Raw genomic sequence first — 15,820 nt, 5'->3', positions numbered from 1 at the left:
CGATGCGTAAATTTTCTCACGTATTTTCATTTTATTTTAGGGAAGCGTTTTTATCTAAGAAATCATTAATTACGAGTGCGATTTTATTTTTAGTTGTGTTTGGGATTTTTGCATTTAATCATTTTACTTCAGGCGATGATAAAAATAAGGATAAAGATAAAATTGCAGTTGTAGTAGAGAGTTCCACATATAAAGTACAAAAAGATGAGCTAAATAAGCTATTGCCATCAGCAAAAATAACAATTGGTTCAAAGGATGATTTTGATAAACTGCATAAGCAAGTAGAAGAAGGCGATTTAGATGGTCTATTCCATGTGACGGAAAAGGGTGGGGCTCCATCGATTACATATATGTATAATGGATTTCCAAGCCAAGCAACTTCTGCAATTATGGCAGGATATTTAAAGCAACAATATACGATGGTAACGATTGCCAAAAATAATGTTTCACCAGAAATTGCACAGCAATTACAAACAGAAATTCAAGTGAAGCAAGAAGCGATAAAAGATCGTACATCTTCTTTCGGAATTGCCTATTTCTTTACATTTGCTTTATATATGTTTATTGTAGCGTTCGGAAATACAATCGCAATGAATATTGCATCTGAAAAGGCGTCACGTGTAATGGAAGTAATGCTTCCGAAAGTGAAGCCTCTTACGATGATGTATGCGAAAATTTTAGCGGTTGTTTCAACGGCGTTATTGCAACTTGTCGTATTGGCGTGTGGTTATCTTATTCCATATTTGTTAGGTTGGGTCGATTTAGAAAGTGCCTCACTATTTGGTATTCCAATTGACTTTACAAAATTAGATGCAAAAGTTATCAGCATGTTTCTTGTTTATTTCATTACGGGATATTTACTTTATGCGATGATGTATGCTGCTGCTGGAGCTGTCGTATCTAAGACGGAGGATTTACAAGCTGTATCTTTCCCGGTAATGATTTTAATTATGGCTGCATTCTTTATTAGTATTAAATCATTAAGTGATCCGAATAGTACTATCGTTGTTGTAAGTTCTTACGTTCCATTTTTTACACCGATGGTTACCTTCTCACGTATTGTAGCTGGTGAAGCAGGTATGCTAGAAATTACGATAACATTAGCAGTCTTATTGGCGACAATTGCAGTATTAAATGCTGTTACAAGCCGCATTTACGTAAACGGCGTAATGAATTACTCAGATAAAGTGAAATTTAAAGATTTAGCGAAATTTATAAAGCGTCAATAATGAGAGAAAAGCATGATTTCCTATTGAAATCATGCTTTTTCTTTATGTATAAATTAAAAATAGTATATAATAATAAGAGTCGTCTTTTAATAGAATGAATAAAAAGGAGGGTGTGCAGATGGGGATTAGTAGTCGTTTTACAGTAGGTGTTCATATGTTGACATTACTTGCGATAGATCGAAACTCTCGCTGTACCTCTGAATGGATTGCCGGTAGTGTGAATACAAATCCAGTTGTGATTCGTCGCATTACAGGAATGTTGAAGAGAGCAGGACTTGTTGATGTACAAGCTGGTAAAGGTGGTACGACACTTGCTCGAGATTTAGAAGAAATTACATTACTTGATGTATATAAAGCAGTGGAAGTTGTAGAAGAAGGACAACTATTTTCCTTCCATGAAAATCCCAACATTGAATGTCCAGTAGGAGCTAATATTCAATCAGTATTAGAAATTATTTTAATGCAAGCGCAAGAAGCGATGGAAAACGTACTTGCAAATGTAACGGTAGATCAATTAGTTACAAATTTAAAGTCTAAAATGAAAGAATAAAAAAAGCGAGCTTCCTCATAATGAGGGCTCGCATTTTTTTATTCAGAAATATTGAAAATTCTATTTTTCAGTATTTAAAATGAATTTACCTACGATAGCTGCGAAGATACCACCAAGAATTGGTGCTACGATGAATACCCATAGTTGAGAAAGTGCTTCTCCACCAACAAATAAAGCTGGTGCGATACTACGAGCTGGGTTAACAGATGTTCCAGTTAACGGAATTCCTAATAAGTGAATTAAAACTAATGTGAAACCAATTACTAGTCCAGCTAAAGAAGAACTTCCTTTTTTACCTGTTACAGCAACGATAACTAAAATAAATACGAAAGTTAAAATGAACTCAACTAAAAATGCTCCAGATAAACCAAGAGTTCCGAAACCATTTTGTCCTAAATTATCTAAAGGTGTTTTAGCAGATTTTAAAATTGTTACTAACGTTGCAGTTCCTAATAAACCACCTAAAATTTGAGCTAATACATAATAACAAAGTTCCATAGCGTTCATTCGTTTGTTGATGAACATAGCTACTGATACTGCTGGGTTAATGTGACATCCAGAAATTGTTCCGATGCTATATGCCATAGCTACAATAGATAAGCCGAAAGCCATAGCGATTCCTAATGTTCCAATTCCTTCAATTCCGCCGCCAGTGACAGCTACTCCAGTTCCGAATAATACAAGTACAAATGTACCAATAAATTCAGCGATTGCTTTTTTTAACATAATTTACCTCCTATTAATGCGCATGAAACGTATTATAACATAAGTTTTAGTATAAACAGCCAATGAAATACTATTCTGATAAGGCGAAATAGGGGGACAATAAAAAAGAGTATGGTTCATCTCTATAGAACCATACCCTTTTTTTATGCCGATTTTTTCTGTTTAACGACTGGAACAGAACGGTTTAAAATACTATTTGCAACCATTCCTAACATGATAATAATCATTCCGATGAGAGAAAGTCCTCCAGGGAGTGAACCATTTAAGAAAATGATTTCTCCAAGTACGGTAAAGACCATCGTTCCAGCTTGTGTTGCTTCAACAGCTCCAAGTAGAGCGAGGTTATCTTTTGCTAAGTCAGTAGCAAAGAAAAATGTCATCGTTGCAATAACGCCGGAACATAATGCTAACAAAAATCCTTGAAGCATTTGGTTGGATGTTGGAATGCCAGTAGTAGAAAATCCGTATATACCAAGCAAGATTGTTATAGGAAGACTTCCAATTGCCATTCCTAATACACGTTGGAACGTATCAAGGCGTCCACCAACAAGCTCCATCATTTTTCGGTTACCGAACGGATATAAGAAAGCGGCTAATACGACAGGTAAAAAACCTGAAATGAACTGAGTCATTGTAATATGGCCTGCGGCAGTTGCTTGCATACAAATTACACCAAGTAAAATAAATAATGCAACATATAAGCTACGAAGTGGAATTTTTCCGCGTACAAGTTTCGTACCTGATTTTGTTTCTATTTTCACGAAAAATAGTGGTGATAGTAGTAAACCAGCTAAAATCGTAACTTGCCAAGTTCCAGCAACGAGCCAAGCTGGAGAAAAGACAGCTGAGAAACTTAATAAAGAATAAAAACCAATACCGGCAACAGAACCCCATCCGATCCATGCCAATGGATGTTTTTTTAACTCTTCACATAATCCCCTAAAGTTTTTGCGAAATAAAACGATAAGGAATAAAATAGGAAGAGCAAATAAAAAACGGAAGGAAGCTGTCCAAGCCCAGCTCGTTCCAGATACATTCATTGCTCTATTAATAATAAAGGTTGCAGAAAAAAAGGCCGATGATAAAAGACCTAATAAAATTGCGCGCATGAAGTATAGCACTCCTTTCGAAAATAAATAATTATGTATAGTATGATATACTTTTAATTTTTAAAAGTAAACTATTTTATACTTTGAGGTGGTTTTATATATGAAAGAAAATGAAGATATGCAAACGAAAGAAGTCATTCAACAAGTTGGACAGTTATTGAGACAAATTCGAAATGAACAGAAATTAAGTTTAGAAGAATTAGCCCATAAAACAGGAGTTAGTAAATTAACATTAGGAAAGATCGAAAGAGGGGAAACAAATCCGACACTAGCTGTCATTTGGAAAATAACGAAAGGGTTATCAATTCCTTTATCCAGATTAATGGTTGTTGGAGAACCTGTAGCTGTTGCGCGCTGTGGAGAAGGATTTGCAGTAGATGAAGGACAAGCGTGGCATTTAGAAACGATGTTCCGTTATACGAAAGAAACAGGGATGGAAATGCACCGTGCTTGTTTACGATCAAATAGTATATATGAGCCAGAAGCTCATCATGAAGGTGCGATTGAGCTTGTAACGGTAATGAAAGGGAAAGTGTCTATTCAAGTGGAGAATGATGTATACGAATTAAATGAGTTTGATTCCATTCAATTTGAAGCGAATAAGAAGCATATTTATAAAAATGAAGAAGAAGAAGTGGCGGTATTACATTTAACGATGAAATATTCTTCATGAAAAAATCACCTATAGGATTCTATAGGTGATTTGCTCTTCTTAAGTATGTGAAATGATGCCATTAGTACGAACGTGGCATAAGTAATAAACAAATGAAATAAACTAAAAATCCTGTCCCAAAACATAAAACAGCAATAACCCAAATGATACGAATAAGAGTAGAGCTAATATCAAAATATTCTCCTAAACCACCACATATACCAAATAGCATTTTATCAGTTTCGGATTTACATAACTTTTTTGACATATTCCAATCAACTCCTTTTTATATCAAACTGCATACTTTTATTCTATATGGAAATTTATGAGAAGACTATGGGGTTGTATTACATTTTTTTTGTGAGAAGCGATCGTATTAATTGTCTTAATTTTCAGTGGATATTAAACTTGTAGTTATGAGGTGATTTTTAATAAAGGGTGGGGAAATAGAGATGACAGTATATTGGTTGACTAACGTAATGCTTGAATCAGGGTATACATATGAAGAAGAGAGAATTTCACAAACAGAAACAGAATTATGCAGTTTACTTATTGAAGATGGTCGAATTAAAAAAATTATAAAAGGGATTGTTCAAGAGGAAGATATAGTAACTTTTGATGCTAAGAACTTATTAATGTTGCCAGCTTTCAAAGAGATGCACATTCACATTGATAAAACATATTATAGTGGCCCATGGAAAGCTTGTATGCCAGCAGAAAGTATTTTTACACGTTTTAATGAAGAAGAAAAAATTTTACCAAAGCAATTAGCGACTGCTCAAAATAGAGCGGAAAATATGCTAGAGTTACTACTGCAAAATGGTGCAACGAATATTAGAACGCATTGTAATGTTGATCCAATTATTGGGCTTGGTAATTTGGAGGCGACGTTAGCGGCATTAGAAACATATAAAAATCGAGTATCTAGTAGAATTGTTGCGTTTCCGCAACATGGATTATTGCGCAGTAATTCTGTGCAACTCGTGAAAGATGCGATGCGTATGGGTGCCCATCTAGTCGGAGGAGTAGATCCAGCTACAGTGGATAATGACATTGAAAAGTCATTACATACAATTATGGATATCGCAGTCGAATTTAATGCGGATGTTGATATTCATTTGCACGATGCGAATAATCTTGGAACGTTTACGATGAAGAGATTGGCAAGTTTAACAGAAGAAGCAGGATGGCAAGGCCGTGTAACGATTAGTCATGCACTTGGACTTGGTGGTGTTACTGATAAAGAGGCTGAAGAAGTGGCAGAAAGACTCGCAAATGTAAATATTGATATTACTTCAACAGTGCCAATTGGTAAACAAGTAATCCCAATTCCGTTATTAGATAAAAAAGGTGTTAAGGTTTCATTAGGCAATGATAGCATTACAGATCATTGGTCACCGTTTGGAACAGGTGATATGCTTCAAAAGGCGAATCGATTAGCAGAGCGTTTTGGGTGGAGTGACGAAAGGTCTTTAGGAAAAGCACTCCGCTTTATTACAGGAGGAAAAGAAACGTTAAATAAGGAAGGGAAGCGAGTATGGCCGAATGTAGGGGATGAAGCGAGCTTTGTTTTGACGAATGCGACATGCGCTGCTGAAGCAGTAGCGCGTCAAACAGAAAAACGTTTAGTCGTGTATAAAGGAAATATTGTTGTTGGAAGTTTAAATGAGGTGGAATTAAATAATCTTGTGTAGAAGAATCGTTTAAATATTTTGAGGAGGGTTCTAATGGTGAGTATAGAACTCTTCTTTTTTATTCTTACAATATATTTTTATAGGAAAGCTAGAAGGGATGAAAAAATTGGACAATCAACATAACCAAAATCATATTATGGGAACTTTGCAATGGTTTATATTTTTATTAGCAAATTCAATCGCACTACCAATTGTCGTTGGCGGATTATTTCATCTTACGACGGAAGAAATATTTTATTTAATGCAGCGTACGTTTTTTGTAGTTGGTATATCTTCTTTTTTACAAGGATGGCTTGGGCATAGACTACCAATTGCGGATGGGCCGGCTGGATCTTGGGTTGGTGTATTTACCGTACTTGCTTATGCAACGGCCGGACAAGATCAATTACATAGTACACTGCAAATTTTAGAATTAGGAATGATAATCTCCGGTATTATTTTAATAGGATTAGGAGTAACTGGTTTTATAGGACGTATTTTATTTTTATTTACGCCGCTTGTGACAGGGACGTTTTTACTTTTATTATGTTTACAATTAAGTGGTGTATTTTTAAAAGGAATGTTAGGAATTACAGCTACTATTTCTCAAATCGACGGATTTACAGCAATGATCGCGTTTAGTATATTTCTGTTCGTTATTATACTATCTAATTTTGGAAAAGGCTTTGTCAAAAGTTATGCAGTTTTAATAGGATTAATTAGTGGGTGGATTATTTTTCTCATTGCAGGAAAAGTGACAATCCCATCTCAAGTAACTCATTTTGTGCAACTTCCACATATATTTGCTTGGGGACTTCCAAAATGGAATACAGGTATGGCTGTATCAAGTTTTGTTATGGTATGTATTTTAGTTTCGAATACGGTGGCAGCTATTATAGCAATTAATCAAGCAACTATTCATAAAGCGACTATTGAACAAAAACAGTTGAAAGATGGAACATGGGTTGGGGGGATTTCGCATATCATCTCTTCTGTATTTTCAACTGTAGGTGTCGTTCCGTTACCAGCAACGGCAGGATTTATACGTTTAACAAAACAAAAATATATCCGATCGTTCTTAATGGCATGTGCGTTACTAGTCGTAATGTCTCTTTTTCCAAGTATTATTCGTTACTTAGCATCTTTACCATCAGCTGTCGCATCGGCTGTTTTAATGGCTTCGTTCGTACAGTTAATTGGAATTGGATTTAATAATATAAAACAAGTGCCGATGAGTGAAAGGAATGTAACGATTTTAGGCGTTGCAGTATTATTTGGCAGCGGCGTTATGTTTTTACCGTCTGGAGCACTCCAATCCTTGCCGTCTGTTATGCAATATATATTCGGTAATGGCTTATTTGTAGGTACGGTTGTAAGTATATTGCTAGAACAAATATGGCGCGTTGGAAAGTAAGTGGATAAAAAGAGTGTACGCACTGTATAAAAGTCTAAAATAACATAGGAAATAAAGCCCATTTTCATTCACCACCTGCACATTTCGTTCATACAATATCTTGACTAAATAAACACCCAACTTACACATACACAGCTCTGGCTTAAGCAAGGAGGGTTATACCAGTTGAAGGAAAAAGCGTATCAATCTAAACCTTTACTCACAAAGAGAGAGAGAGAAGTATTTGAATTGCTGGTTCAAGATAAAACAACGAAGGAAATTGCAGGTGAACTTTTTATAAGTGAAAAGACAGTTCGCAACCACATCTCAAACGCAATGCAAAAGCTAGGGGTTAAAGGACGTTCACAAGCAGTTGTGGAGCTTCTTCGTATGGGAGAGCTCGAATTATAAGAAAGCAGCCGACTTTTATATAAAAGTCGGCTATTTTTTTGTTTGCTTCACTTGCTATATGAATGATAAAAACGTTTCATACATAAATAGGTAATAAGGAGGGGATATGTTGAAAAGGATACTGTTAGTTTCAACAAGTGCTCATGATATGAATGGACACCCGACTGGTTTGTGGCTTGAAGAGCTCGCAGCTCCTTATCATGTATTAAAAAAGGCTAAGTTTGATGTTGATATTGTGTCAATAAAAGGCGGGAGAGTACCTATAGATAGAGTGTCTATTCCGAATGGTATACCTCGCGAATTCAAGCATGTAGCTTCTTTATTGCAAAATACGAAGCCGATTTCAAATGTTCATTTTTCGGATTATGATGCGGTTTTATTTGGTGGTGGGCACGGGGCGATTGTAGATTTTCCAGGTAATCCATATGTAGCAAATTTGATTGAGAATATGTATAACAATAACCGGATTGTAGCGGCTGTTTGTCACGGAGTAAGCTCTTTAGTCGGTGTGAAAAATAAGGATGGCTCGTTTTTTGTTGCGGGTAAGCGTATAACAGGTTATACAAACGATGAAGAAAGAGCTGTACATTTAGAAAAGCGCGTTCCGTTTTTGCTAGAAAGTAAGTTGAAAGAAGAAGGAGCTTTGTTTTATGTAGCCCCCAATTTTACGCCGCATGTAGTAGTAGATGGTCATTTAATTACAGGACAAAATCCACAGTCTAGCGTGGAAATAGGTAAGGCTATAAAAAGGGCTGTAAATAAATTATAGAAAAAGTACCCGCTACTAACAAAGGTAGTGGGTATTTTTATCCCTCTATTTGCCGGGCAGTAGGACCCCCGATTGGTGAGAGCTAATAATCAGTGGGGATGAACGCCCCCCCACTGATTAAAGTTTCACTGTATTCTAAAATTCCCGCCTCGAAATTGGTTTGTAACCGTCCAGTTGGTAATAATTGATTATAGTTTTTTATGTATAGTATATGAAAATGTAATAAACTAAAAAGGCATAGTGAGTATAATAACTTCATTTATAATCATTCGTGAATTTGCTATACTATTTTGTATGGACAAAAGGGGAGGCTCTTTTAAATGAGAAAAGTCGCATGTGCAAATACTTATATTAATAAAATAAAGCCCATTATTAGAAAGACAAGTTTTAGCCAATTGAAAATAGATGAAATTGCGAAATATATGGATATTAGTAAAGCTACTTTATATAAACGTTTTTCTTCGAAAGATGAAATTATTGAGGCGGTAGTAGAGGATTTCATGAACTATCTACTCGAAGGTGATGCGGATAATCAAGATGAAAGTATGTCATTTACAGAACGTTTCCAAAAGACGTTTATCCATTCTTTAAAATGTGTGACATATATTTCGGATGTTTTTTTGCAAGATTTGAAAGAAGCATATCCGCATTTGTCGGATCAATTAGTCGCTGCCCAACAAAATCGTAACCATAATTTGCAAATGTTTTTTGAAGCGGGTATGGAACAAGGTTATTTTAATAAAATGAATGCACAATTATTTATGGTACAAGATGATGTGATGTTAAGACGTATTATAGATCATTCTTTTTGTATTCAGTACGATATTACGTTAAAGAAAGCGATACTTGATTTTTATCAATTAAAGAAGTATCAACTTTTTAAACCAGAGTATATAGAAGCAATTGATGATTCTGAAATTGAAAAAGAAGTTATTGCTATTTTGCAAATGATTTCGTAAAAAAGCAGATCTCCCTTAATAGAGGAGAATCTGCTTTTTTAGTACATATTATTTTTGCAACTGTTTTAATACTAATTCGGCTACTAGACCACCTGAAGCTGGGTTTTGACCAGTGATAACACGATTATCTTCTAGAGCATAAGCTTCCCACGGTTGCGCGGCTTTTTCGTAAAGTCCTCCATTTTTAATGAGTTTATCTTCTGTTAAAAATGGAACGAATTGATCTAATTCAGCTAATTTTTCTTCTTCATTTGAAAAGCCTGTTACCTTCTTACCGCTAATTAAACGATCCCCATTGCTTAATGTAATATGAAATAAACCAGCAGCTCCATGACAAACCGAAGAAACAATTCCGCCGTTTTCATAAATATTGCGGCTAATATTTTGAAGTTCTTTATTTTCTGGGAAGTCCCAAATAACCCCGTGGCCACCTGCGTAATAAATAACAGCGTAGTCTTCTGGATTCACTTCACTTGGTTTCATTGTAGAACCGAGGCGATTCATAAACTCTTTCTTTTGATACCATTCCCAATCGATACTCTCCGCCATTGCTAAACTATGTGGATCAATTGGTGTATAACCGCCTTGTGGACTGACGTAATCAACTTCGTAACCCGCTTCTTCTACTTTTTTTACGAAATGTACAGCTTCACCAAGCCAAAGTCCGGTAGCCCTATTTAAATTTGGGTATTTTTCTACGCTTGTTAATACAACTAACATTTTTCTCTTCATCATAATCCTCCTATAATGTCTCTTCTATATAAAAGTTCTGTATGCGTTTCATTTTATTAAGTTAAAAAATGTAAATTTGAATAATCATGCCAGTCCTCCTTATATCGGCTTCGAAATTAGTGTATAATAACTTTTGAACAAAGTAAACTAAAAAGGCTTAATTAGTTTAATTTGTATATTTTTCGTTGACAAACTGTAATGCTGAAACTATGATAGTTCCATGAATATCGAACAACATACGTGTTTCGTTTCGAATTCAATTTACCCCGCATTAACGGGCAGTAAGACCTCCATCTCAAAATTCAGCGGAAGCAAAGAATTTAGGTAGGGGTTGGGCTGCCCGTAAAAGCCCGATTGGTGAGGGCTAATAATCAGTGGGGGATGAACACAAACCTCACTGATTAAAGTTTCACTTTATCGCGCGATAAATTAGCAACTTTTACACATTTAATGAAGTTGTTTAGTGGTGATACAACATTTAAATAAGTTCATTTTTTTATCTATAGTTTGATAGTTTTAAAATTGCAATCAGGAGAGTGTTACACATGGGGAAAGATATAAGAAACCATTCGAAATGGTTTGTTTTTACATTATGTTTTATTGTTTTGTTAGGACCGATGAACGCTGTGTTATTTAATGTAGCGCTAGAGGATATTGCCAATGATTTATCAATTAGTCAATCGAAAGTAAGCTGGATTGTAGTAGGGTATTCCTTAGTTGTCGGTATTGGTTCGATAATATATGGAAAGCTGGCTGATCGTTACAGTGTAAAAAGACTATTAATTATTTCTATTATCATATTTGTAGCTGGTTCTATTGTTGGATTTATGAATCAATCTTATGAAATTATCATTTTCGCAAGGTTAGTGCAGGCGAGCGGGGGAGCAGCGTTTATTGCGCTTAGTATGATTGCGGTGGCGAAATTAGTTGCTCCAGCTAAAAAACCAGGTGCGTTAGCAATGATTAGTTCTTCTATTGCATTAGCGGTTGGTATTGGACCTTTAGTAGGTGGGGCAATTACAAATACGTTAGGGTGGCCGTATTTATTTTTATTTATGGTTATTTCAATGATTGGTATTTTCTTACTCGTAAAATTTATGCCAGAAGAGGCGCGACATACAGATGAAGTGTTTCGCTTTGATTTCATTGGAGCAGTTTTATTATTTGTATTGATTACGACCATTTTATTAGGAGTGAATATTAATAGTTGGCTTTTTGTGTTATCTGTTATTTTTCTATTTTTATTTAAGGCTCATATGAAGAGAACAGAGTCGCCGTTTATTGATATTGAGTTATTTACAAATAAACCATTACTTCGTTTAATAGCGGTCGGATTTATCATTAATGTGGCGTTATGTGCTAGTTTATTATTATTACCATTACTGTTAGGAAGAGGACATGGATTGTCTCCATTCGTTATTGGAATTGTATTGTTTATTGCATCTCTCTTTGGTATTGTATCTAGTTTTATTACCGGAAAGATTATTCCTTCGTTTGGGAATGTGAAGATGATGTATGTAGCTTCTGTAGTTATGATCATTGGCTTTTTAATTTTAGGGATTATTCCGGACGGGAACTTACTCTTTATTTTATTTGCGGTTATTTTAACATTTATGAGTTATTCGGCAATTCAAGTATCATTAAACACATTTATCCCGAAAACATTAAATCCAGCTAAAGTTGGAGTCGGTCTTGGTTTATATAATTTAATTAACTTTTTCGGTATGGCATTTGGACCAGCTGTAGCGAGCAAAATTATGGAATCTACAAATAGTTATCGATTAAATTTTATTTTGATCGTCATTTTAATTGCTGCTCATTTCTTCTTATTGATGGGAATGTCTTCTTTTCAAAAAAAGATGGAGCAATGAATATGCACTTTATATAGAAGAAACCGACTTTCTTATAGAAGGTCGGTTATTTTTCTATCTTGCAAATTACGAAAAAAAGGAGCAAAATAAAAAAGGTCCTAGTCTATACATGGGAAAATGAAAATTTTCATACAGAAGCATTTGAAGTGAGCGAACTTAAAGTGTGTAAAATATAATGATAAACATAAAAGATGATGAATGAGAAAACGGGTGATGAAGTTGAATAGAGCAATCGGTGTTATCGATTCAGGAGTTGGCGGTTTAACAGTAGCGAAGGAATTAATTCGTCAGTTGCCGAAAGAGCGTATCATATATTTAGGAGATACAGCACGTTGTCCTTATGGTCCACGTTCTCGAGAAGAAGTACGTCAATTTACGTGGGAAATGACAGAGCATTTACTAGACTTAAATATTAAAATGTTAGTTATTGCGTGTAATACAGCAACTGCAGTTGTATTAGAAGAGATGCAAAAACAATTACCAATTCCAGTAGTAGGAGTTATTCACCCAGGATCACGTACAGCTTTAAAAGTGACAAACACGTATCACGTTGGGATTATTGGAACGATTGGAACGGTGAAAAGTGGTGCATACGAAGAGGCGTTAAAGTCTATTAATAACCGTGTTATGGTAGAAAGTTTAGCTTGTCCACCTTTCGTTGAACTTGTAGAGAGTGGGAATTTCGAAAGTGAAATGGCGTATGAAGTTGTAAGAGAAACGTTGCAACCACTGAAAAGTACCGATATTGATACACTTATATTAGGGTGTACACATTATCCGATTTTAGGACCTGTTATTAAAAAAGTAATGGGAGATAAAGTGCAACTAATTAGTTCTGGTGATGAAACAGCACGTGAAGTAAGTACAATCTTATATCATAGTAAAATGTTGAATGAAGGAGAAGAACAAAGCGATCATCTCTTCTTAACAACAGGAAAAATAGGCTTGTTTAAAGAAATTGCATCAAAATGGTTCGGTCAACCGATTGAAAATGTGAAGCATATTCATTTAGAAAAAGAATAATAGTAGAATTTATATAAGTGAGCTCCTGAGAAATCAGGAGTTTTTGTTTTATCTTGCTATTTGCTGGGGAGTAAGACCCCTACTGATTAAAGTTTCAATTTATAAGAGGCGCAGCTTGTTCTAAAACGTGAAACAGCTCGTATACATAATAGTACAAACTTAGATTTTAGGGGGGGAATGGCATGCCTAAATCCACTTTTAAATGGGTTGTTGGTGCTACTGTGAGCGCTGTTTTACTAACAGGGTGTGGCTTTATAAATCAAGAGAAAGCAACTGAACAAATTGATCCGCCAAAACAAGTTACGTATACAGAGGGTGGGAAGAAAGAAGTAGCTAAAAAAGATAAGCAAGGGCAAATGGTAAACAGAGAACTATACCTTGTTGATAAAAATGGTTATGTTGTACCACAAACGTTAGCTATACCTACTCCGAAAGCAAATGAGACTGTGAAGCAAACGTTAGAATACCTTGTGAAAGATGGACCGGTAACGAATTTATTACCGAATGGGTTTCGTGCAGTCATTCCGGCGAATACAACGATGACTTTAGATTTGAAAAAGGACGGAACGGCAGTTATTGATTTCTCTAAAGAAATGAAAAACTATGCGAAAGAAGAAGAGCGTCAAATCGTTGAATCTATAGCTTGGACGTTGACGCAATTTACAGAGATAAAACAAGTGCAGTTCCAAATAAATGGTGAGAAATTGGCAAAGATGCCGGTTGGTGGTACACCGCTTGGTGAAGGAGTGAGCCGTGCAAATGGTATTAACTTCGATGATGAACAAGTAGCAGATGTAACAAATACAAAACCAGTCACACTGTATTTTATGGCGCAAAATAATAATAAACAGCAATACTACGTACCAGTCACACGCCGCGTTGCGGAAGGTAAAGAAAATGACTATGCAGCAATTATAGATGAACTTGTAAAAGGTCCGATCCATCAATCGCTCCTGAATGATTTTAATCCAGGCGTTAAGCTTATTACGAATCCGAAATTACAAGACGGAAATCTTACATTAAACTTTAATGAAAATATATTTGTAAACCCAGATAAAAATATGATCTCAAATTACGTATTGAAGTCGTTAGTTTTATCTTTAACAGAAAAGAAAGGTGTGAAAAATATTTCTATTGAAGTGAATGGAAAAGCAAATCTTATAGATGAAAAGGGCGGAAAGTTAATAAAACCTGTAGATCGTCCAGAAAACGTGAATACAGGTAGTTTTTAATCTTGAATAATTTGATATACTTAAGTAAGAAAGGAGAATTGCTTTTTGGGTTCTCCTTCTTTTATTGTATACATATCATACATTTAAATTTGGCTATACTAACGAGTAGTAATTAAGAGGAGGTTATTTTTATGCGAGTAGATGGTAGAGAGAAAACAGAATTACGCCATATACATATTCATACGAATTATTTAAAACATCCAGAGGGATCTGTATTAATTGAAGTTGGGGATACAAAGGTGATTTGCTCAGCAACAATTGAAGAGCGTGTACCACCGTTTATGCGTGGAGAAGGAAAAGGATGGGTAACAGCTGAATACGCGATGATTCCGCGTGCAACAGAACAACGTACGATTAGGGAGTCAAGCAAAGGGAAAGTAACAGGGCGTACAATGGAAATCCAGCGCTTAATTGGACGAGCATTACGTGCGGTAGTTGATTTAGAAGCGCTTGGCGAGAGAACAGTTTGGATTGACTGTGATGTCATCCAAGCAGATGGTGGAACGAGAACAGCTTCTATTACAGGTGCATACGTAGCGATGGTATTAGCGTTTGAGAAGTTATTACAAGCAGAAAAAGTATCTAAAATTCCAGTAAAAGATTATTTAGCAGCAACGTCAGTAGGAATTGTTGAAGAGCAAGGTGTTGTTTTAGATTTAAACTATGCAGAAGATTCTAAAGCAGACGTTGATATGAATGTAATTATGACTGGAAAAGGTCAGTTTGTTGAAGTGCAAGGAACTGGAGAAGAAGCGACGTTTAGTAGAGCGCAGTTAAATGAATTACTTGATGCAGCAGAACAAGGCATTTTCCAACTGATTGATATGCAAAAAGAAGCGTTAGGTGACATCGTATCTCATATAGAGTAGAGGTGGAAAGTATGAAACAAGTTGTTGTAGCGACAAAAAATATGGGGAAAGTACGTGAATTTGCTGAGTTATTTGAGCGATTTGATTTAGAAGTGAAATCATTACACGATTTTCCTCATATTGAAGAAGTCGAAGAAACTGGTGAAACATTTGAAGAAAATGCGATCTTAAAAGCGGATAGTTTGAGTAGACAGTTGAATGCAATTGTAATTGCGGATGATTCAGGTCTTATTGTAGATGCGTTAAACGGGAAACCAGGCGTGTATTCAGCTCGTTTTGCTGGAGAGCCAAAAGATGATCAAGCGAATATTGATAAAGTTTTACAAGAATTAAATGAAATACCGTTTGATAAGCGTAAAGCTCGCTTCTACTGTGCATTAGCAGTAGCTTTCCCTGAAGGTGATAAAAAGCCTGTCATTGTAAACGGGACATGTGAAGGATTTATTTTAGAACAACGCCGCGGAGAAAATGGCTTTGGATACGATCCGATCTTTTATGTGGAAGAATACAAAAAAGCAATGGCGGAATTAAGTTCAGATGAAAAAAATGCTATTAGTCACCGCGGACGTGCTCTTCGTAAGCTAGAAGAAAAAATCCCTGAATGGTTTTTAGGAGAATAAGG

The 15,820-nt window shown here is 35.6% G+C and carries 17 protein-coding genes; 13 read left to right on the top strand and 4 right to left on the bottom strand.

The annotated features are described in order from the left end of the window. Positions 1 to 2 precede the first annotated feature (2 nt). Both V7S45_RS22285 and V7S45_RS22280 read left to right on the top strand, forming a co-directional pair. Positions 3 to 1,229: an ABC transporter permease gene (locus V7S45_RS22285; protein WP_001224982.1), complete on the top strand. Its 1,227-nt coding sequence runs from the start codon at positions 3 to 5 to the stop codon at positions 1,227 to 1,229. Positions 1,230 to 1,347: 118 nt separating this feature from the next. Further along, positions 1,348 to 1,779, top strand: coding sequence for an Rrf2 family transcriptional regulator (locus V7S45_RS22280; protein WP_000512998.1), 432 nt, complete (start codon positions 1,348 to 1,350; stop codon positions 1,777 to 1,779). A 60-nt stretch (positions 1,780 to 1,839) separates the two neighbouring features. On the opposite strand, the gene V7S45_RS22275 is transcribed toward V7S45_RS22280, so the two are convergent. Continuing rightward, entirely contained in the window at positions 1,840 to 2,505 is a 666-nt protein-coding gene (locus tag V7S45_RS22275; protein ID WP_000913213.1) for an aquaporin, read from the bottom strand. Between the two features lie 143 nt (positions 2,506 to 2,648). After that, positions 2,649 to 3,614 carry a multidrug resistance efflux transporter family protein gene (locus tag V7S45_RS22270; protein ID WP_088345814.1) on the bottom strand — a complete coding sequence of 322 codons (966 nt, stop codon included), beginning with the start codon at positions 3,612 to 3,614 and terminating at the stop codon, positions 2,649 to 2,651. 100 nt (positions 3,615 to 3,714) lie between these two features. Between V7S45_RS22270 and V7S45_RS22265 the strand changes: the two genes are divergently transcribed. Then, positions 3,715 to 4,287: an XRE family transcriptional regulator gene (locus V7S45_RS22265; protein ID WP_000661924.1), complete on the top strand. Its 573-nt coding sequence runs from the start codon at positions 3,715 to 3,717 to the stop codon at positions 4,285 to 4,287. A gap of 61 nt (positions 4,288 to 4,348) precedes the next feature. Here the strand turns inward: V7S45_RS22265 and V7S45_RS22260 are convergent, their stop codons facing one another. Continuing rightward, positions 4,349 to 4,534: a PspC domain-containing protein gene (locus tag V7S45_RS22260; RefSeq protein WP_000038411.1), complete on the bottom strand. Its 186-nt coding sequence runs from the start codon at positions 4,532 to 4,534 to the stop codon at positions 4,349 to 4,351. 184 nt (positions 4,535 to 4,718) lie between these two features. Here V7S45_RS22260 and V7S45_RS22255 point away from each other — a divergent pair, with 184 nt between their 5' ends. The 5 genes from V7S45_RS22255 to V7S45_RS22235 all read left to right on the top strand — a co-directional run bounded on the left by V7S45_RS22255 (position 4,719) and on the right by V7S45_RS22235 (position 9,471). Beyond that, complete coding sequence (locus V7S45_RS22255; RefSeq protein ID WP_000219564.1) at positions 4,719 to 5,960, top strand: amidohydrolase family protein; 1,242 nt, start codon at positions 4,719 to 4,721, stop codon at positions 5,958 to 5,960. A 97-nt stretch (positions 5,961 to 6,057) separates the two neighbouring features. Next, complete coding sequence (locus tag V7S45_RS22250) at positions 6,058 to 7,353, top strand: purine/pyrimidine permease (protein ID WP_000732140.1); 1,296 nt, start codon at positions 6,058 to 6,060, stop codon at positions 7,351 to 7,353. Positions 7,354 to 7,518: 165 nt separating this feature from the next. Next, positions 7,519 to 7,743, top strand: a complete 225-nt coding sequence (gene gerE / locus V7S45_RS22245) for a spore germination transcription factor GerE (RefSeq protein ID WP_000659484.1) — start codon at positions 7,519 to 7,521, stop codon at positions 7,741 to 7,743. A gap of 106 nt (positions 7,744 to 7,849) precedes the next feature. Continuing rightward, the gene (locus V7S45_RS22240; protein ID WP_000919607.1) at positions 7,850 to 8,512 is read left to right on the top strand and encodes a type 1 glutamine amidotransferase domain-containing protein; all 663 of its coding nucleotides are present in this window, start codon (positions 7,850 to 7,852) and stop codon (positions 8,510 to 8,512) included. Positions 8,513 to 8,832: 320 nt separating this feature from the next. Next, positions 8,833 to 9,471 carry a TetR/AcrR family transcriptional regulator gene (locus tag V7S45_RS22235; RefSeq protein ID WP_001233006.1) on the top strand — a complete coding sequence of 213 codons (639 nt, stop codon included), beginning with the start codon at positions 8,833 to 8,835 and terminating at the stop codon, positions 9,469 to 9,471. Between the two features lie 48 nt (positions 9,472 to 9,519). Here the strand turns inward: V7S45_RS22235 and V7S45_RS22230 are convergent, their stop codons facing one another. Next, positions 9,520 to 10,203 carry a type 1 glutamine amidotransferase domain-containing protein gene (locus V7S45_RS22230; protein ID WP_000823849.1) on the bottom strand — a complete coding sequence of 228 codons (684 nt, stop codon included), beginning with the start codon at positions 10,201 to 10,203 and terminating at the stop codon, positions 9,520 to 9,522. A 545-nt stretch (positions 10,204 to 10,748) separates the two neighbouring features. Here V7S45_RS22230 and V7S45_RS22225 point away from each other — a divergent pair. From V7S45_RS22225 to V7S45_RS22205, 5 genes are all read left to right on the top strand, one after another. Beyond that, on the top strand, positions 10,749 to 12,074 hold the full coding sequence (locus tag V7S45_RS22225) for an MFS transporter (protein WP_088345816.1): 1,326 nt from the start codon (positions 10,749 to 10,751) through the stop codon (positions 12,072 to 12,074). Between the two features lie 213 nt (positions 12,075 to 12,287). Beyond that, complete coding sequence (racE, locus tag V7S45_RS22220) at positions 12,288 to 13,097, top strand: glutamate racemase (RefSeq protein ID WP_000774005.1); 810 nt, start codon at positions 12,288 to 12,290, stop codon at positions 13,095 to 13,097. Positions 13,098 to 13,279: 182 nt separating this feature from the next. Next, a complete protein-coding gene (gene gerM, locus V7S45_RS22215; RefSeq protein WP_001126746.1) occupies positions 13,280 to 14,329 on the top strand; it encodes a spore germination protein GerM in 1,050 nt (349 codons plus the stop codon). 131 nt (positions 14,330 to 14,460) lie between these two features. After that, a complete protein-coding gene (gene rph, locus V7S45_RS22210; RefSeq protein ID WP_001261765.1) occupies positions 14,461 to 15,198 on the top strand; it encodes a ribonuclease PH in 738 nt (245 codons plus the stop codon). An 11-nt stretch (positions 15,199 to 15,209) separates the two neighbouring features. After that, positions 15,210 to 15,818, top strand: a complete 609-nt coding sequence (locus tag V7S45_RS22205; RefSeq protein WP_000815939.1) for an XTP/dITP diphosphatase — start codon at positions 15,210 to 15,212, stop codon at positions 15,816 to 15,818. Positions 15,819 to 15,820 lie beyond the last annotated feature (2 nt).

This window comes from Bacillus sp. BR3(2024) (genome assembly GCF_039134555.1).
In the GTDB taxonomy this organism is placed as follows: domain Bacteria; phylum Bacillota; class Bacilli; order Bacillales; family Bacillaceae_G; genus Bacillus_A; species Bacillus_A cereus.
Note: the sequence above shows the minus strand (reverse complement) of the source record. Positions and strands in the feature narration are given on the sequence as shown.